This window comes from Kocuria sp. KSNUG, from assembly GCF_049532735.1.
Taxonomy (GTDB): Bacteria; Actinomycetota; Actinomycetes; order Actinomycetales; family Micrococcaceae; genus Kocuria; species Kocuria rhizophila.
In genome coordinates, this window is the sequence record NZ_CP150981.1 from 2166415 (window position 1) to 2184761 (window position 18347).

Annotated in this window: 12 protein-coding genes, 2 tRNA genes and 1 pseudogene; 1 reads left to right on the plus strand and 14 read right to left on the minus strand. The window is 71.2% G+C overall.

Translation table 11 applies throughout. The features are described 5' to 3' along the window. Positions 1 to 39: 39 nt before the first annotated feature. Positions 40 to 1512, minus strand: coding sequence for a 3-isopropylmalate dehydratase large subunit (gene leuC / locus AABM36_RS09455; RefSeq protein WP_423445964.1), 1473 nt, complete (start codon positions 1510 to 1512; stop codon positions 40 to 42). Positions 1513 to 1667: 155 nt separating this feature from the next. Here leuC and AABM36_RS09460 point away from each other — a divergent pair, with 155 nt between their 5' ends. Then, a complete protein-coding gene (locus AABM36_RS09460) occupies positions 1668 to 2480 on the plus strand; it encodes an IclR family transcriptional regulator (RefSeq protein ID WP_423445966.1) in 813 nt (270 codons plus the stop codon). 30 nt (positions 2481 to 2510) lie between these two features. Here the strand turns inward: AABM36_RS09460 and AABM36_RS09465 are convergent, their stop codons facing one another. The 13 genes and pseudogenes from AABM36_RS09465 to AABM36_RS09525 form a co-directional block, all read right to left on the minus strand. After that, positions 2511 to 4172 carry a GTPase gene (locus tag AABM36_RS09465; protein WP_423445968.1) on the minus strand — a complete coding sequence of 554 codons (1662 nt, stop codon included), beginning with the start codon at positions 4170 to 4172 and terminating at the stop codon, positions 2511 to 2513. Continuing rightward, positions 4169 to 5923, minus strand: coding sequence for a dynamin family protein (locus AABM36_RS09470; RefSeq protein ID WP_423445970.1), 1755 nt, complete (start codon positions 5921 to 5923; stop codon positions 4169 to 4171). Before AABM36_RS09470 ends, AABM36_RS09465 begins: the two co-directional genes overlap by 4 nt. Before the next feature lie 165 nt (positions 5924 to 6088). Further along, positions 6089 to 6161 (minus strand) — tRNA-Glu (locus AABM36_RS09475). 161 nt (positions 6162 to 6322) lie between these two features. Further along, a tRNA-Gln gene (locus tag AABM36_RS09480) sits at positions 6323 to 6394 on the minus strand. Between the two features lie 196 nt (positions 6395 to 6590). Then, on the minus strand, positions 6591 to 8111 hold the full coding sequence (gene gltX, locus AABM36_RS09485) for a glutamate--tRNA ligase (protein WP_019308939.1): 1521 nt from the start codon (positions 8109 to 8111) through the stop codon (positions 6591 to 6593). A gap of 105 nt (positions 8112 to 8216) precedes the next feature. Then, complete coding sequence (locus AABM36_RS09490; protein ID WP_019308937.1) at positions 8217 to 8990, minus strand: fumarylacetoacetate hydrolase family protein; 774 nt, start codon at positions 8988 to 8990, stop codon at positions 8217 to 8219. 105 nt (positions 8991 to 9095) lie between these two features. Continuing rightward, on the minus strand, positions 9096 to 10193 hold the full coding sequence (locus AABM36_RS09495; protein ID WP_019308936.1) for a branched-chain amino acid aminotransferase: 1098 nt from the start codon (positions 10191 to 10193) through the stop codon (positions 9096 to 9098). A gap of 108 nt (positions 10194 to 10301) precedes the next feature. Continuing rightward, positions 10302 to 11390 (minus strand): 3-isopropylmalate dehydrogenase, encoded by a 1089-nt coding sequence (locus AABM36_RS09500; protein ID WP_019308935.1) that lies wholly within the window; start codon positions 11388 to 11390, stop codon positions 10302 to 10304. Positions 11391 to 11644: 254 nt separating this feature from the next. Continuing rightward, complete coding sequence (metG, locus tag AABM36_RS09505) at positions 11645 to 13198, minus strand: methionine--tRNA ligase (RefSeq protein ID WP_019308933.1); 1554 nt, start codon at positions 13196 to 13198, stop codon at positions 11645 to 11647. Between the two features lie 267 nt (positions 13199 to 13465). Then, a pseudogene (gene ilvC / locus AABM36_RS09510) lies at positions 13466 to 14479 on the minus strand (ketol-acid reductoisomerase); the annotation flags it as partial. A gap of 115 nt (positions 14480 to 14594) precedes the next feature. Next, on the minus strand, positions 14595 to 15104 hold the full coding sequence (ilvN, locus tag AABM36_RS09515; RefSeq protein WP_102613450.1) for an acetolactate synthase small subunit: 510 nt from the start codon (positions 15102 to 15104) through the stop codon (positions 14595 to 14597). Between the two features lie 3 nt (positions 15105 to 15107). Then, positions 15108 to 16985, minus strand: a complete 1878-nt coding sequence (locus AABM36_RS09520) for an acetolactate synthase large subunit (protein ID WP_423445974.1) — start codon at positions 16983 to 16985, stop codon at positions 15108 to 15110. A gap of 271 nt (positions 16986 to 17256) precedes the next feature. Further along, entirely contained in the window at positions 17257 to 18228 is a 972-nt protein-coding gene (locus tag AABM36_RS09525) for an NAD(P)-dependent oxidoreductase (protein ID WP_423445976.1), read from the minus strand. Positions 18229 to 18347 lie beyond the last annotated feature (119 nt).

The window sequence follows — 18347 nt, forward strand, 5'->3', positions numbered from 1 at the left end:
TGTCCCTCTCTCTGCTGGTGCTGCGGGCGAAGGTGGTGCTCAGACGGCGGGCTGGAGCCCGGACGGCGCCGCAGTCTCCTCATGCACGGGCTCCAGGTCCGACGGCGCGCTGAGCGTCCCGCGCACGGCGGTCGCCGCCGCGACCACCGGGGAGACCAGGTGGGTGCGCCCGCCCTTGCCCTGGCGTCCCTCGAAGTTGCGGTTGGAGGTGGATGCGCAGCGCTCCCCCGGGGCCAGCTGGTCCGGGTTCATGCCCAGGCACATGGAGCACCCGGCGAAGCGCCAGTCCGCACCGAAGTCCCGGAAGACCCGGTCCAGGCCCTCGGCCTCCGCCTGCAGCCGGACCTTCGCGGAGCCCGGGACCACCATCATCCGCACGTTCTCGGCCTTGCGGCGTCCCTTCAGGATGTCCGCGGCGGCGCGCAGGTCCTCGATCCGCGAGTTCGTGCACGAGCCCAGGAACACCGTGTCCACCGGGATCTCCTTCATGGGCGTGCCGGCTTCGAGGCCCATGTAGTCCAGGGCGCGTCGAGCGGCGTCCTTGGCGTTGTCGTCGCCCGCGTCCTCCGGGTCCGGCACGGGCTGCGAGAGCGGCACGCCCTGGCCGGGGTTGGTGCCCCACGTGACGAACGGCTCCAGCTGGTCCGCGTCGATGACGACCTCCCGGTCGAACTGCGCACCCTCGTCCGTGTGCAGGGTGCGCCAGTACTGCACGGCGGCATCCCAGTCCTCACCCTGCGGCGCGTGGGGGCGTCCCTGGACGTAGTCCATGGTCACCTCGTCCGGGGCGATCATGCCCGCCCGGGCACCGGCCTCGATGGACATGTTGCAGATGGTCATGCGGGCCTCCATGGACAGCGCCCGGATGGCGGAGCCGCGGTACTCCAGCACGTACCCCTGACCGCCGCCGGTACCGATCTCGGCGATCACCGCCAGGATGATGTCCTTGGAGCTCACCCCCGGCTTGAGCGTGCCCTCCACCGTGATGGCCATGGTCTTGAACGGTGCCAGCGGCAGCGTCTGGGTGGCCATCACGTGCTCCACCTCCGAGGTGCCGATCCCGAACGCGAGCGCCCCGAACGCCCCGTGCGTGGAGGTGTGGGAGTCACCGCACACCACGGTCATCCCGGGCTGGGTCAGGCCCAGCTGCGGGCCCACCACGTGCACGATTCCCTGCTCGGCGTCCCCCAGGGAGTGCAGCCGGACCCCGAACTCCTCGCAGTTGCCGCGCAGCGTCTCGATCTGCTTGCGGGAGGTCTCGTCCGCGATGGTGGAGAAGATGTTCTCCGTGGGGGTGTTGTGGTCCTCCGTGGCGATCGTCAGGTCGGGGCGCCGCAGGCCCCGACCGGCGAGCCGCAGGCCTTCGAAGGCCTGGGGGCTCGTCACCTCGTGGAGCAGGTGGAGGTCGATGTAGAGCAGGTCCGGGCGGCCCGCCTCGCCCCGGCGGACCAGGTGGTCGTCCCACACCTTCTCCGCGAGCGTGCGCGGTGCGGCGGTGTCCGTGGTGCTCATCTCTGCTCTCCTTGCCTCTCGGGTCCCGGGCGTCCCCGGGGCCCGGGCGTCGGGGGGCCGACGGGTGCGGCCGCTGGACCCATCGTCCCGACTGCTCGCGGCCAGTTCCACCTCGTGGACTTGCTTCTCGCATTGTGAGACGCCAGTATCGGAGCATGGACACCACACACGCGATGGATCCCACCGGCGCCCCCCTGGGCTCTCCCCTGGGTGGGCTGGGCACGGGGTCACGGCTGAACGACGAGGCCACGCGCTCCTCCTCGGGGGTGGGCGTCATCGACAAGGCCTCCCTCATCCTGGACGCCCTCGAGGCCGGGCCGGCGTCCCTGGCCGACCTCGTGGAGGCCACGGGACTCGCGCGCCCCACGGCACACCGGCTCGCGGTCGCCCTGGCCCACCACCGCTTCGTGGGCCGGGACGTGCAGGGGCGCTTCGTCCTGGGCTCCCGTCTGGTGGAGCTCGCCTCCGCCGCGGGCGAGGACCGGCTCATCTCCGCAGCCGCTCCCGTGCTGCTGCAGCTGCGGGACAGCACGGGCGAGTCCTCCCAGGTGTTCCGCCGTCAGGGCGAGTGGCGCGTGTGCGTGGCCTCGGCCGAGCGGCCCATCGGTCTGCGGGACACGATCCCCGTGGGCACGCAGCTGTCCATGAAGGCCGGTTCCGCGGCCCAGGTCCTCGTGGCGTGGGAGGACCACGCGCGCCTGATCGAGGGTCTGCAGCACGCCCGTTTCTCCGCCACCACGCTCGCCGGGGTACGACGACGCGGCTGGGCCCAGTCGATCGGCGAGCGCGAGGCGGGCATCGCGTCCGTCTCCGCACCCGTCCGCGGGCCCTCGGGCCGGGTGATCGCCGCTGTCTCGATCTCCGGTCCGATCGAGCGGCTGTCCAAGCAGCCCGGTCAGAAGCACGCGGACGTGGTGGTCCAGGCCGCCCGGCAGCTCACGGAGGCCGTGCGCGTCAGCGCGGCGTGAACGCCGGGGGGCGCGGGGAAGTCCGGTGTCTCAGACCGTCGTGGTCGCTCGGACGAGTGCCTCGCGGAACTCCCGGTGGGCGTCGAGCTCGGCGCGCACCGGGGCCTCCACCACCTCTGCGGCGGCCTCGCGCACGGACCGCAGCAGGCGGCGTCGTACCCGAGAGGCCCGCACACGGGAGGCGAAGGAGGCGAGCACGGCGCCGGTGAGGGCCAGGAACAGGGCGAGCACCACCCCGGCCACGACCATGAGCGTGGGCACCGGCAGGGGGAAGCCCTCCACCGTGGGCGGCGGGGGCAGCTGCAGCTGGAAGTAGTCCGCGAGGAACAGCCCGAGCAGCCACAGCAGGCCCAGGACGGTCACGGCCATGGCCAGCCACTGCAGGACGTCGAAGACGATCCACCACCACGAGGACGTGCGCGCGGAGAACTTCGTGCGCGCCACGGCCTGGTCCAGTGCGTCGGGCAGCCGCTCCTCGTGACGCCGGGCGGCACCGCGGACGCTGCGACGCCACGGCTCCCCCGCACCCTGGGAGACCTGGTCCGCGAAACCGCGCACCGCGGAGTCCGCCGAGGCCTTCTGGGCCGCGTTCATGGGGGGCAGGGAGGTGCGGTGCACCCCGGGGTCCGAGTGCCGGTCGTGGCTCTCGATGTGCAGCCGTTTGAGGGGGTCCTTGCGGAACCGGGAGAGCCACCGGGTGGCGATCCAGCCCGTGTGGCGCCCGGCCCGCAGCCGGTACGAGCGGGCGGCGGCGTCGGCCACCATGTCGATCCCCGCCGCGCGGGCGAGCCCGGCGGTGAGCCGCTCGCTCGCGTCCTTGTCGATCCCGCGGGGATCACCCTCCCCCGCGGCGTGGGCGAGGTGCTGGGCGGCGTGCACCACGTCCGCCTCCAGACGCGCACCCGCCGCGGCCCGTCCGGCGGCCACCTCGTGGATGCGGGTGCGCAGCGCGTCCACGCCCTCCCCCGTGCGGGCCGACACGGCCGCCGGGGCGCTGGGCCCGGTGGCGGGCAGCCCGTCCTGGGCCAGCAGCTCCCGCAGCGAGCCGAGCACGGTGGGGACGTCCCGTTCCGCGAGCCGGTCCGCCTGGTTGAGGACCACCATGGTCACCGCGCCGTGGCGGGAGAGCGGCTGGACGAAGTCCTGGTGGAGCACCGCGTCCGCGTACTTCTGCGGGTCCACGACCCACACCACCACGTCCACGAGACCCACCATGCGCTGAACGACGTCCCGGTGCTCGCGGGTCACGGAGTCGAAGTCGGGCAGGTCCAGCAGCACGAGACCACCCGTGGTGGTGGCCGCCCCGCGACCGCTCCCCGAGGTCGTGCTCAGTGCCGGGCCGACCACGTGACGGTCGGCCACGTCGAGCCAGTCGAGCAGGGGCTGGCTGCCCTCGTCACCCCACACCGCGGCCAGCGGCGCGGAGGTGGTGGGCCGGCGCGCGGCCGTCCGGGCGAGCTCCCGGCCCACCACCGCGTTGAACAGGCTGGACTTGCCGGATCCCGTGGCGCCGAAGAACCCCACGACCGTGTGGTCGGCGGACAGCGCCCGCCGCTGGCCCGCGCGGTCGAGGGTCTGGCGGGCCTGCTGGACCACGGCGGCGTCGAGCCGGCCCTCCGCGATGTCCGTGGCCGTGGCGAGGCCCGTGATCCGCTCGGAGAGCGTGGGGGCGGTGCGGGTACGGGGGCTCACAGGGCCTCACCCTCCGTGCGCACGCGGGCAGCCACGGCGTGCAGCGCCTCCGCCGTGGGGTGCTCCCCCAGCTCGTCCAGCCGGTCCAGGAACGTGCGCGCGCGGTGGTCCAGCAGGGCCCTGATCCTGGTCTCCAGGTTGCGGCGCGCCTGCTCGCTCATCCGGCGCACGGCGTCCTCCCCGAACACCGCCTCGAGCAGCTTGGTGCCCACCACACCGGAGCCGCCGGCGATCCCCACTTCCAGGCCGGTGAGACCGCCCGTGGTGGAGAACACCGCGATCATGAGGATCACGGCCAGGGCGTTGACGCCCATGGACATGGCCCGCGCCCGGGTGCGCTTGCCCGCGCCCTCCTGCTGGATCATGAGCATCACGTCCGACTGCCAGTCCCGGATGCTCTGCGCGACCTCCTGCGGGAACTCGGGCGGCAGCGCCGCCAGGTCGCGCCCCGCGAGCAGCACCTGCCCTGCCGGCTCGTCCCGCCAGCGTCGCTCCGAGAGCTCGGCCGCGCGCGCCGTGCTCTCCACGACCACCGCCTGCAGACCCGTCTCGATGGCCTCCTCCACGCGCACCTCGGGCGCCGGGCGGCCCGTGAAGAACGCGGACATCCGGTCGCGCACCCGTCCGATTCCTGCCTCCAGGCCGCGGAAGAACTCCCCGGTGCCCACGAAGTCCTGCCAGCGCGCGAGCACCTCTCCCCGCAGCAGCGTGCCGTCACGCGTGGAGTCCACGATCGCCCGCAGCGCCTCGTCGAACGCGGTGGTCACCTCGCGGCGCAGGTGCTCCTCCGTGTGCTCCTGGGCCGCGGCGGCCTCCGCGGTGCGCTCCGTGGTCTCCGCGAGTTCGCGCACCGCGCCGCCGACCGTCCGCGCGGCGATGTCCGAGCGCGCGTGCGCATCCGCGCCGAGCGCCTCGAGCCAGTCCCGCAGTGGCGCCACCGCGGCGGGCGGCAGCATGCCCGTCTCGTTGAGCGGGGACTCCTCCACCACGAAGATCGGTGCCCCGTTCAGTCCCTCGGCATCCAGCATGCGCCTGAGGTCCTCCTCGATCTCCGACGCCGACGCCGCCTGCACCCGGTCCAGGACCACGGCCACCGTGATGTCCCGGCCGGCGGCGTTGCGCAGCAGCTGCCAGGGGACGGCGTCCGCGTAGCGGTTGGCCGTGGTCACGAACAGCCAGAGATCGGCGGCGGAGAGCAGCTGGGCCGCGAGCGCACGGTTGTCGTCCGAGACGGAATCGACGTCCGGGGCGTCCAGGATCGCCAGGCCCTCGGGGATGCTCTCGTCCCCGAGCAGCACGAGCGAGCCGGTGTCCTCCACGGGGTCGGAGCCGCCGAGGGCCGTCCCCGGTGCCGCCGGGGGGTCGGTCATCGTGCCGCGCACCCGCGCCAGGTGCGGCAGCACCCGCTGGGTGGTGAACGCCCCGGCGTCCCGCGGGTGGTGGATCAGCAGGGGCCGCCGCGTGGTCGGGCGGATGGCGCCGGAGCGCGTCACGGGGTGGCCCACCAGGGCGTTGACGAGCGTGGACTTGCCCGCACCCGTGGAGCCGCCCACCACCGCGAGCAGCGGTGCGTCCAGGGAACGGACCCGGGGCAGGACGTAGTCGTCCAGCTGGGCCACGGCGCGGGCCGCGCTCTCGCGCTGCTGCGGGGCACTCGCGGTGGCCAGCGGCAGCGTGGTGGCGCGCAGCAGGTCGCGGGCCTCCTCCAGCGCGTCGATGAGTGGCACGGCGGGCGTGGTCTCGATGTTCACACGGTCATTGTGCCAGCCGTCACGGTCCCGCACTCTCGCCGCACGTGCGGCGAGCAGCACTCACGCCCCACGGCCGGCCGGCAGCGCGGGCGCGGCACCGGGAGGCACCCGGAGCTGGCATGCAGAAAGCCCCGGCTTCCGAGGGAAACCGGGGCTTTCACTGCGTGACCCCAGCGGGATTCGAACCCGCGTTACCGCCGTGAGAGGGCGGCGTACTAGGCCGCTATACGATGGGGCCGTGTACTTTCAGAATGATCTGGAAACGTCTGTTCCGTTCATTCCTTCGTTGACGCACCAAACAGTAACATCAACGCCGTGGTGGTCCAATTCCACCGGAGTGGCCGGAGGACCTGCCGTGCATGCGCATGTCCACTCTAAAAAGTGGGGATGCGACCAGCGCTGGGATACCAGGACTCGAACCTAGAACGACGGTACCAGAAACCGCTGTGTTGCCAATTACACCATATCCCAATGGTTGTCACCCGGCTCAGCTGCTCAGTGCCGCGCAACGAGCAACAACTATACCCATTCGGCGCCCCCCTGCCAAACCGGCCCGGGCGGGGCCGCTCCCCCTTCTCAGGGGTGCGTCCCCGCCCGGGCCGCTTGCCGGCGTCGAGCGCGTGGCGACCGGGCGGCGTCGTGCGCCGGCGGCCCGGAACGGAGCCGTTCAGTCCTGGGCGAGACGTGCGCGCAGCGCGGTCAGGCGCGCGAGCGTGGACTGCCTGCCCAGGATCTCCAGGGACTCGAAGAGCGGCGGGGAGATCCGCTGGCCGGACACGGCCGTGCGCACGGGGCCGAACGCGAGCCGCGGCTTGATGCCCAGCCCGTCCACGATGGCCTCGCGCAGTGCGGTCTCGATGGCCGCCGCGGTGAAGTCCTCCAGCGGCTCCAGCGCGGCCAGTGCGGCGTCGAGGACCTGCGGTGCGCTGTCCTTGAGCTGTTTGGCGGCGTCCTCGGCCAGCACGATCTCGTCGTCCGAGCGGAACAGGAAGCCCAGCAGACCCTCGGTCTCGCCCAGCAGGTTCATGCGCTCCTGCACGAGCGGCGCGGCCTGGTCCAGGATCTCGTTCTCGCGGGGAGTCAGGGTCTCCCCCACCAGTCCGGCGGCCTGCAGGTACGGAACGAGGCGGTCGCGGAAGTCCTGCGGGTCCAGCATGCGCACGTGGGTGCCGTTGATGGCGGTGGCCTTCTTCACGTCGAAGCGGGCCGGGTTGGCCAGGACGTCGTGGATGTCGAAGTTCGCCACGAGCTGCTCGACCGTGAAGATGTCCTCGTCAGCAGACAGGGACCAGCCCAGCAGAGCCAGGTAGTTGAGCAGGCCCTCGGGGATGAAGCCGTTGTCCCGGTGGTGGAACAGGTTGGACTCGGGGTCCCGCTTGGACAGCTTCTTGTTGCCCTCGCCCATCACGTACGGCAGGTGACCGAACTCGGGGATGAACTCGGCCACACCGATGGCCACGAGCGCGCGGTAGAGCGCGATCTGGCGCGGGGTGGAGGACAGCAGGTCCTCGCCCCGCAGCACCTGCGTGATGCCCATGAGGGCGTCGTCCACGGGGTTCACCAGGGTGTAGAGCGGCTTGCCGTTGGCCCGGGCCACCACGAAGTCCGGAACGGAGCCGGCCTTGAACGTGATCTCGCCGCGCACTAGGTCCGTGAAGGAGATGTCCTCGTCCGGCATGCGCAGCCGCAGCACCGGCTGGCGCCCCTCCGCCCGGAAGGCGGCCTCCTGCTCGTCCGTGAGGTCGCGGTCGTAGTTGTCGTAGCCGAGCTTGGGGTCCTCGCCCTTGGCGCGGTGGCGCTGCTCCACCTCGTCGGGGGTCGAGAAGTCCTCGTAGACGTACCCGCTCTCCACCAGCTTGGCCAGGACGTCCTGGTAGATCTCGCCGCGCTGGGACTGCCGGTAGGGCTCGTGCGGGCCGCCCACGTTCACGCCCTCGTCCCACGTGATGCCCAGCCAGTCCAGGGCGTCGAGGATCTGCTGGAAGCTCTCCTCGGAGTCGCGCGCGGCGTCGGTGTCCTCGATGCGGAACACCAGGGTGCCGCCCGTGTGGCGCGCCCAGGCCCAGTTGAACAGGGCGGTGCGGATCAGGCCCACGTGCGGGGTGCCTGTGGGCGACGGGCAGAAGCGCACGCGCACGGGTGCGTCGGCGGGAACGGTGGGGTGCAGAGTGGAGGCGTCGTCAGTCATGATGGCGCCATTCTACGACGCCGGGTGGCGCCGCCTCACGGACGCCACCGAAGACGCCGCGGTGCCGCGGCGTCGTCGTCCACAGCTGGACGTCGATCCCGGGTGCTAGCGGCGCAGCACCGTGGTGAGCTCGCCGATCCCCTCGATCTGCACCGAGAGCTGATCGCCCTCGTCCACCGTGCCCACGCCCGCGGGTGTGCCGGTGAGGATCACGTCACCGGGCAGCAGGGTGAACGCCTCGGAGACGTAGGAGACCAGGGTGGGGACGTCGAAGACCATGTCCTCGGTGCTGCCGTCCTGCTTGAGCTCGCCGTTCACGGACGAGCGCACGGTCAGCGCGGAGGGGTCCAGCTCGGTCTCGATCCAGGGGCCCAGGGGGCACGCGCCGTCGAAGCCCTTGGCCCGGGCCCACTGCCCGTCCGTGCGCTGGGCGTCGCGGGCGGTGAGGTCGTTCGCGGCGGTGTAGCCGAAGACGACCTCCGGCACGCGCTCCACCGGGACGTCCTTGCACATGCGCCCGATGACCACGGCGAGCTCGGCCTCGTAGGAGACCTCCTCCGTCCAGGCCGGCAGGGTGACAGGGTCCCCCGGGCCGGAGACCGCGGTGTTCGGCTTGAAGAACAGCAGCGGACGGCTCGGGACGTCGTTGCCCATCTCGGCGGCGTGGTCCGCGTAGTTGCGGCCCACGCACACGATCTTGGACCGCGGGATCACGGGCGAGAGCAGCCGCGCCTCGGAGACCGCCACGGTGCGGTCCAGCTCCTGGACCCCCACGTAGAGCGGGTCCCCGGTGAGGTAGCGCAGGATCTCCTGCCCCGGCTCCCCGTGGACGGTGCCGTAGTGGATCTCGTTGTCGTGTGTGAACCGTGCGATGCGCATGCCCACAGGCTACACAGCCGCCCCCGGTCCGTTCACCACGGACCGGGGGCGGCTGCCGGGCCCCGTGTCGGTTCGGGGCCTCATGTTCTCGGAGGCAGTTCCGGCTCAGACCAGGCGGGTCAGCCAGCCGTGGGTGTCCTCGGCCTTACCGGTCTGCACGTCCAGCAGCTGCTGCCGGATGGCCATGGTCACCTCACCGGGCTTCTCGTCCTCGGAGCCGATGACCTCGTCGTGGCTCACGAGCCGGCGCACCGGTGCGATCACGGCCGCGGTGCCGCACGCGAACACCTCGGTGAGGTGCCCGGAGCGCTTGCCCTCGCGCCACTCGTCCAGGGTGAAGGCGCGCTCCTCCACCTGAAGCCCACGGTCCTTCGCGATCTGGATGACGGAGTCCCGGGTGATGCCCTCCAGGATGGTCCCGGTGAGCTCCGGGGTGACCACGCGGCCGTCGTCGAAGACGAAGAACACGTTCATGCCGCCGAGCTCCTCCACGGCGCCCCCGCGCTCCTCGTCCAGGAACAGCACCTGGCTGCAGCCGTGGGCGTCACCTTCCATCTGGGCGATCAGCGACGCCGCGTAGTTGCCGCCGCACTTGGCGGCTCCCGTTCCGCCCTTTCCGGCCCGGGCGTACGTCCCGGAGAGCCAGATGTCCACGGGCTCCACGGTGCCGAAGTAGTTGCCCGCCGGGGAGGCGATCACGGAGAACAGCGCCTCCTTGGAGGGGCGCACCCCCAGGAACGGCTCGGTGGCGATCATGAACGGTCGCAGGTACAGGGACTCGCCGTCACCGGAGGGAACCCACGCCTGGTCCTGGGTCACGAGCTCTCGCACCGCGTCCACGAACGTCTCCTCGGGCAGCGTGGGCAGCGCCAGACGCTGGGCGGAACGGTTCAGGCGGGCGGCGTTCGCCTCCGGGCGGAAGCTCCACACGGAGCCGTCCCCGTGCCGGTAGGCCTTGAGGCCCTCGAAGATCTCCTGGCCGTAGTGCAGCACGGACGTGGAGGGGTCCAGGCTGATCGGGCCGTAGGGCTGCAGCCGCGCATTGTCCCAGCGGCCGGTTCCCTGCTGGACGTCGCCCTGCCAGTCGATGCAGACCATGTGGTCCGTGAAGAACTTCCCGAACCCGGGGTTCTGCAGGACGGCCTCACGCACCTCGTCGGTGGCGGGGTGGGGATTGAGCTGCCTGGTGAATTCAGTGGCCACGAGTGTTCTCCTTCGACCGTTCGGGGGCACGCCCCACCCGCGGCGTGTACGGGCGGCGTGATGTGTGTCTCTCCCAGTATGCAGGGTTGTGCGTGCCTGTCGCGGCAGCTATTCGCCGTTCGCGCTCAGCTGCGCCACGACGTCGTCCCCCGCCTGGGCCGTGCTGCGGCGGGTGGTGCCGCGCACACGCAGGTCCTCGCGGACGGCGCGGTCGATGCGCGCGGCGAGCTCCGGGTGGCCCAGGTGGTCGAGCATCATGGCCCCCGCGAGGATCGCGGCGGTGGGCTGGGCGGTGCCGGTACCGGCGATGTCCGGGGCGGAGCCGTGCACGGGTTCGAACATGGAGGGGGCGGTGCGGTCCGCGTTGATGTTGCCGCTCGGCGCCAGGCCGATCCCGCCGGTGACGGCCCCGGCCTGGTCCGTGAGGATGTCCCCGAAGAGGTTGTCGGTGACGATCACGTCGAACCGCGCCGGGTCCGTGGTCATGAAGATCGTGGCCGCATCCACGTGCATGTAGTCCACCGTGACGTCCGGGTACTGCTCCGCGATCTGATCCACGGTGCGCTGGTAGAGCCTTCCCGCGTTGACCAGCACGTTGTGCTTGTGGACCAGCGTGAGCTTCTTCCGTTCCCGGCTCTGCGCGAGCTCGAACGCGTAGCGCACCAGGCGGCGCACCCCGTGGGCGGTGTTGACGGAGACCTCGGTGGCGATCTCGTGCTCCGTGCCCGTGCGCAGGGTGCCGCCGTTGCCCGCGTAGAGCCCCTCGGTGCCCTCGCGCACCACCACGAAGTCGATGTCGCCGGGCTCCGCGAGCGGACTCGTGGTGCCCGGGTACAGGGTGGCCGGGCGCAGGTTGATGTAGTGGTCGAAGCCGAAGCGCAGCTTGAGCAGCAGGTCCCGTTCCAGGATCCCGGAGGGCACCCGCTTGTCGTTGGGGGCGGCACCCACGGCGCCGAAGAGGATCGCGTCGTGGCCGCGCAGCCGGTCCATGGTGTCGTCGTCGAGCACCTCGCCCGTGGCCAGCCAGTGCTCGGCGCCGAGCGGGTACTCCGTCCTCTCCAGCGTGATCCCGGCGGATTCCGTCACGGCGTCGAGGACCTTGACGGCCTCGGCCACCACCTCCGGACCGATCCCGTCACCGGGGAGGACGGCGATCGAGTGGCGGCGGGCGGTCTCGGCGGCAGTGGTTTCGCTCATGCGCCCACAGTAGGAGCGTGCGGGCGGTCACATCCACATCATGAACGCCCGTTCCACATCGTGAGACTGGACGGTGGCCTGCCGCGCGGTCGTGACGGACACGGACATTCGCTGGAACGACGTCGCCCGCCGACGCCGCGGGGTGCGGCACCGGCGGGCGCGGTCGAGCTGCGGGGCGGGCGTCGGCCCGCAGACGCGCGCGTGCTCCGCGAGGAGGATTCGGACCACGGACGGGGCGCGCCCGCCCGCAGGGGTCAGTCCGCGAGTGCGGCGGGCTCCTCGTAGCGCGGGAACACGCCGCTCGGCTTGGGCAGGGCCGTGCCGGGTGCCAGGCGTGTGCCCAGAGCGGAGAACATCCGGGCCCCGCCCTCGGGCTGCCCGAGCTGCTCCAGCAGCCGGGCCATGGAGCCGGGCATCACCGGCTGCACGAGCACGGCCACGATGCGCAGCACCTCGGCGGTCACGTACAGCACCGTGGCCATGCGCTCGGGGTCGGTCTTGCGCAGCACCCAGGGCTCCTGCGCCGTGAAGTAGCGGTTGGCGGAGGCAATCACGCGCCACACGGACTCCAGCCCGCGGTGGAAGGCCAGGGCGTCGAAGGCCGCCCGGTAGTCGGCCACCACGTCCTCGGCCTGCTGCAGCATCGCGAGGTCCTCGGGGGTGAACTCACCGGGCTCGGGGACGGACCCGCCGAGGTTCTTGGCGACCATCGACAGGCTGCGCTGGGCCAGGTTGCCGAGGTCGTTGGCCAGGTCCGAGTTGATGCGCCCCGCGATCGCGTCGTGCGAGTAGTTGCCGTCCTGGCCGAAGGGCACCTCCCGCAGCAGGAAGAACCGCAGCTGGTCCAGGCCGTACTCCTCCACCATCGCGTGGGGGTCGATCACGTTGCCCACGGACTTGGACATCTTCTCTCCCTGGTTGAACAGGAAGCCGTGGGCGAAGACCTTCTGCGGCAGCTCGATCCCCGCGGACATCAGGAACGCCGGCCAGTACACGGCGTGGAAGCGCGCGATGTCCTTGCCGATCAGGTGCACGGACGCGGGCCAGAACTCGCGGAACAGCGGCGCGTCCGTGTCCGGGAAGCCCAGCCCGGTGAGGTAGTTGGTGAGCGCGTCCACCCACACGTACATGACGTGATCCGGGTTGCCCGGAACAGGCACGCCCCAGTCGAAGGTGGTGCGGGAAATGGAGAGGTCCTGCAGTCCCCCGCCCACGAAGGAGGCGATCTCGTGAGAGCGGGTCTCCGGCTGCACGAAGTCCGTGCGGTACAGCTCCAGCAGCCGGTCCTGGTAGCGGGAGAGCCGGAAGAAGTAGCTCTCCTCCTCGGTCCAGGTCAGCTCGGTTCCCGTGCCGATCGAGTAGCGCTGCCCGTCCGCCCGCACCTCGGTCTCGTCCTCGGCGTAGTAGGCCTCGTCCCGTACGGAGTACCACCCGGCGTAGGTGTCCAGGTAGATGTCCCCGTTCGCCTCCATCCGCTTCCACAGCTCCTGCGAGGCCGCGGCGTGGTCCTCGTCCGTGGTGCGGATGAAGCGGTCGTAGGAGATCCCCAGCTCGTCGTCCATCTCCCGGAACCGTGCCGAGTTCGCGTCCGCGAGCTCGCGCGGGGTGGTGCCGAGCTTCTCCGCGGTCTGCTGCATCTTCTGCCCGTGCTCGTCCGTGCCGGTCTGGAACCGGGTGTCGAACCCGTCCAGGCGCTTGAAGCGCACGAGCGTGTCCGCGGCGATCGCCTCGTAGGCGTGGCCGATGTGCGGCGCCCCGTTGGGGTAGGAGATGGCCGTGGTCGCGTAGAAGGGGTTCTGCTGAGTCACCCCTCCACTCTATCGACCCGCGCCCACCTTCCCCGCCCCGTGCTCCGCCGCGCACCGGTGCCGGACCCGCCATCGGGCACGGCGCCCCGCGCACGGCGCTACCGGGCACGGCGCCCCGCGCACGGCGCTACCGGGCCCGCCGCCACCGGGTAGGACGACGCCGCGGTGCCCGTCCCGTGGGAGGCGCACCGCGGCGTCGTCGTGGGGTGTGGCGTGTCCCGCCGCCGGGGGCTGCGGGACCGCGCGAGCGCGGATCAGCGCGCGGCGGTTCCCCTCGGTGTAGTCCGCGTCCGTCTGCTCCCACGCGAACAGCGAGCGCAGCTTGCGGCCCGTGGTCTCCACCGGGTGCTTCTCCTCCTTGGCGCGCAGCTCCTTGAACTCCTTGGCGCCGGAGGCCTGGTCCTTCATGAAGCGGTCCGCGAAGGCGCCGTTCTGGATGTCCGCGAGGACCTCCTGCATCCGCTCCTTGACCTCGGGCTGGATCACGCGGGGGCCGGAGACGTAGTCGCCGTACTCGGCGGTGTCGGAGCAGGACCAGCGCTGCTTGGCGATCCCGCCCTCGACCATGAGGTCCACGATCAGCTTGAGCTCGTGGAGCACCTCGAAGTAGGCGATCTCGGGCTGGTAGCCGGCCTCGGTCAGGGTCTCGAAGCCGTACTGGACGAGGTGGGAGACGCCGCCGCACAGCACGGCCTGCTCGCCGAAGAGGTCCGACTCGGTCTCCTCGGTGAAGGTGGTCTCGATGACGCCGGCGCGGGTGCCGCCGATGCCCTTGGCGTAGGACAGGGCGAGCTGCAGGGCGTTGCCGGAGGCGTCGACCTCCACGGCCACGAGGTCCGGCACACCGCGCCCGGCCTCGAACTCGCGGCGCACGGTGTGGCCCGGACCCTTGGGGGCGACCATGGCCACGTCCACGCCCTGGGGCGCCTCGATGTAGCCGAAGCGGATGTTGAAGCCGTGGGCGAAGAAGATCGCGTCGCCGTCCTCGAGGTTGTCCTTGATGGACTCCTCGTAGACCTGCGCCTGGACCTGGTCCGGGGTCAGGATCATGATGACATCCGCCTCCTTGGCGGCGTCGGCGATGCTCATCACCTGCAGCCCCTCGGCCTCGGCCTTGGCACGGGAGGAGGAGCCCTCGTTGAGCCCGATGCGGACGTCCACGCCGGAGTCGCGCAGGTTCAGCGCATGGGCGTGGCCCTGCGAGCCGTAGCCGATGATGGCCACGGAGCGGTTCTGGATGATCGAGAGGTCGGCGTCGTCGTTGTAGTAGATCTGTGCCATGAGCTTGCTCTGTCTCCTTGGGTAGCGGGTGGGTTCTCGTGGGGCCCGACGCCGCGGGGCGGCGGACCGGTCCGGGGTGCCCGCTCGACGGCGCGAGCGGGCAGGGCCCGGTGGATCAGTGGCGCAGTGCGCGGTCGGACATGGACTTGGGGCCGCGGCCCAGGGCCACGGTGCCGGCGCGGACGATCTCCCGGATCCCGAAGGGCTCCAGGACGTCGAGCAGCGCGTGGATCTTGTCGCGGGAGCCGGTGGACTCGATCACCACGGACTCCGTGGAGACGTCCACGATGGTCGCACGGAACAGGTCCGCGGCCTGGGTGACCTGCAGCCGGGTGGCGGCGTCCGCGCGGACCTTGACCATGATGTGGTCGCGCTGCACGGAGGACTCCGGGGTGAGCTCCACGATCTTGATCACGTTGATCAGCTTGTTCAGCTGCTTGGTGACCTGTTCGAGCAGCTCACCGTCCGCGTCCACCACCACGGTGATCCGGGAGATTCCGGACAGCTCCGTGGGGCCCACGGCCAGTGAGTGGATGTTGAAGGCGCGGCGGGCGAAGAGCCCCGCCACCCGGGTCAGCACGCCCGGCTTGTCCTCCACCAGGACGGAGAGGGTGTGTCGGCTCATGGATCAGTCCTCCGTGTTCCACTCGGGCGTCATGTTGCGGGCGATCTGGATCTGGTCGTTGGAGACCCCGGCGGGGACCATGGGCCACACCATGGCGTCGGCGGAGACCACGAAGTCGATGACCACCGGGCGGTCGTTGATCTCGAGCGCCTTCTGGATGGTGGCGTCCACGTCCTCGTCCCGCTCGCACCGCAGGGCCGCGCAGCCGTAGGCCTCGGCGAGCTTCACGAAGTCGGGGATGCGGCGCGAGTCGTGGCCGGTGTTCAGCTCCGTGTTGGAGTAGCGCCCGTCGTAGAACAGGGTCTGCCACTGGCGCACCATGCCCAGCGAGGAGTTGTTGATCACCGCCACCTTGATGGGGATGTCGTTGATCACGCACGTGGCCAGCTCCTGGTTGGTCATCTGGAAGCAGCCGTCCCCGTCGATGGCCCACACCACGCGGTCCGGCTGACCCACCTTGGCGCCCATGGCCGCGGGAACCGCGAAGCCCATGGTGCCCAGACCGGCCGAGTTCAGCCACTGCCGGGGCCGCTCGTAGTCCACGAACTGCGCGGACCACATCTGGTGCTGGCCCACGCCCGAGGCGTACACGGCCTCGGGGCCCGTCAGCGCGGAGATCCGCTCGATCACGTGCTGGGGGCTGCCGTGGCCGTCCTCCGTGCGGGTGTAGCCCAGAGGGTAGGTCTCCGTGAGGGAGTCCAGGCCCTGCCACCAGGTGCTGAGGTCCGGCGCCCCGTTCTCCTCGAACTCCTGGCGCACCGCCAGGGTGAGGTCTGGGATCACGGAGGCCAGGTCCCCCACGATCGGCACGTCCGCGATCCGGTTCTTGGAGATCTCCGCGGGGTCGATGTCCGCGTGGATCACCTTGGCGTTCGGAGCGAAGGTGTCCAGCTGGCCGGTCACGCGGTCGTCGAAGCGCGCACCCAGCGTGATGAGCAGGTCCGCCTGCTGCATGGCGTACACAGCGGGCACCGTGCCGTGCATCCCGGGCATCCCCAGATTCTGCCGGTGGGAGTCCGGGAAGATCCCGCGGGCGGTCAGCGTGGTGACCACGGGAGCACCCGTGAGCTCCGCCAGCTCTGCGAGCTCTGCCGGGGCGTTGGCGCGCATGGCGCCGCCGCCCGTGTAGAGCACGGGACGCTCGGCGGCCGCAATCAGCCGCGCGGCCTCCCTGATCTGCTTGGAGTGCCCGCGCGTCACCGGGCGGTAGCCGGCCAGCTCCACGTGCGGTGGCCAGCTGAAGGTCAGCTGCCCCTGCTGGGCGTCCTTGGCCACGTCCACGAGCACCGGGCCCGGCCGGCCCGTGGAGGCCAGGTGGTACGCCTCGGCGAGCACCCGGGGGATGTCCTCGGGGTCGGTCACCAGGTAGGAGTGCTTGGTCACCGGCATGGTCATGCCCACGATGTCCGCCTCCTGGAAGGCGTCGGTACCGATCGAGGAGCTCGCCACCTGGCCCGTGATGGCCAGCATGGGGATGGAGTCCATGTTGGCGTCCGCCAGCGCCGTGACCAGGTTGGTGGCGCCGGGGCCCGAGGTGGCGATACACACGCCCACCCGGCCCGAGGCGAGCGCGTAGCCCTCGGCCGCGTGGCCGGCGCCCTGCTCGTGGCGCACCAGCACGTGGTTGATCTTCTCGGTGTCCAGCAGCGGGTCGTACGTGGGAAGGATCGCGCCGCCGGGCAGCCCGAACACGTCCGTGACGCCGAGCATCTCGAGCGAGCGGATGATCGCCTGGGAGCCCGTCATCTGCTCAGGGGCAACGACGTCCGCGGCGTGGCCCGTCAGGTGGACCCGGTCCGAGTCCGCGGTCTGGGCGGTGGGCCCGGACGGGGTGCTCCGCTGGGCCATCACCGCCGGTGAGATCGGCTGGTCCTTGCTCATGGGGCTGTGTCCTTACGTGCGTGGTGGTGACGGTGCCGGACGGGGTGGTGTTCGGCGGGAGAGGACGGGGGTGGTGTCCTCGTACATGAATAAAGGCCCTGTCCACGGGTTCCGTGGGCTGAGGGCCTTGGCGGTGTGCGCGTCGCAGCTCCTCAGGCCGGTCGTCCAATGAGGACGACCAGGACGAGGACCTGGATGATGCGCTGTGCCGAATTCATGTCCCCATGGTGTGACGCAGCGAACCCGAGTGTCAATTGGCGGACAACTCATCTCAGATCATGAGACGGCCCGGCTGAACCAGGAACTGCGGTGGGCGCCCCTGCCGCAGACACTCCAGCTGCTCCAGGACCAGGCGCCGCATCCGGGGCCGGTAGGACGCGTTGGAGCCGCCCACGTGGGGCAGCACGATCGAACCGGCCGCGCCCATGAGAGGGTGCTCGCCCGGAAGCGGCTCGGGATCCACCACGTCCAGCGCGCACCGCAGCCGCCCCGCGCACACCTCTGCCGTGAGTGCGGCGGTGTCGACCACCGGCCCCCGCCCCACGTTGACCACCAGGGCGTCGTCGGGCAGCCGGGAGAGCAGCTCCCGATCCACCAGACCGGCCGTGGAAGCCGTGAGCGGCAGCGCGAGCACCAGGATGTCCGTGCGGGGAAGGATCTCGTCCAGCTCGTCGATGCCGTGGACGTGGCCGTCGGCGTCGTCCCGCGAGGACGAGGCAACGCGCGTGAGCTGCACCTCGAACGGCTGGAGCCTCGCAACCACGGCACCGCCGATCTCCCCCACCCCGACCACGGTCACCCGGGAGTCCGCGACCGCGCGGGAGTGGTAAGTCCGGTACACACCTTCGGCCTGCTGCCGCACACCGCGGTCCAGCTCCCGCTGCGCCGCGATGATCAGCCCCAGGGCGATCTCCGCGGTCCCCGCGGCGTGCACCCAGCCGGCCGCCGCGAGAGCGGTGCCCTCCCCCAGGAGCTCGGGAACGCCGTCGTACCCCGTGGACTGCAGCTGCAGGAGCGAGATGTCCCGCAGCACCGAGGGGTCCTTGCGCCACCGGTTGCTGTCGTAGGGAGCCACCGCGATGTCCACCTCGTCGCGCGAGCAGCCCTGGGGCTCACCCACCAGGTCCCACAGCACGCACCGGAAGTCCGGGGCCTCGGCGGCGACCTCCTCGAGAAGTCCCGGCTCCGGCAGGGACAGGACCGTCAGGGAGTCGAGCGGGACACGATCAGCGAGGTCACTCATGCCCGTGATTCTACGGCGGGAGCAGGGGTGCAGGAGCCGGGAGGCGACCGGCGAGGAGAGGCTCCGGCTCCCGATTTGACTCCCCCCGGCGGACTGCTAAAGTTATCTCTCGTTGCGAG

Bases quoted from the DNA above. Each gene is read 5' to 3' on its own strand.
- AABM36_RS09525 (WP_423445976.1), bottom strand. From the start codon at position 18,228: ATGAGTGACCTCGCTGATCGTGTCCCGCTCGACTCCCTGACGGTCCTG.
- ilvN (WP_102613450.1), bottom strand. From the start codon at position 15,104: ATGAGCCGACACACCCTCTCCGTCCTGGTGGAGGACAAGCCGGGCGTG.
- AABM36_RS09520 (WP_423445974.1), bottom strand. From the start codon at position 16,985: ATGAGCAAGGACCAGCCGATCTCACCGGCGGTGATGGCCCAGCGGAGC.
- leuC (WP_423445964.1), bottom strand. From the start codon at position 1,512: ATGAGCACCACGGACACCGCCGCACCGCGCACGCTCGCGGAGAAGGTG.
- AABM36_RS09500 (WP_019308935.1), bottom strand. From the start codon at position 11,390: ATGAGCGAAACCACTGCCGCCGAGACCGCCCGCCGCCACTCGATCGCC.
- AABM36_RS09460 (WP_423445966.1), top strand. From the start codon at position 1,668: ATGGACACCACACACGCGATGGATCCCACCGGCGCCCCCCTGGGCTCT.
- gltX (WP_019308939.1), bottom strand. From the start codon at position 8,111: ATGACTGACGACGCCTCCACTCTGCACCCCACCGTTCCCGCCGACGCA.
- AABM36_RS09490 (WP_019308937.1), bottom strand. From the start codon at position 8,990: ATGCGCATCGCACGGTTCACACACGACAACGAGATCCACTACGGCACC.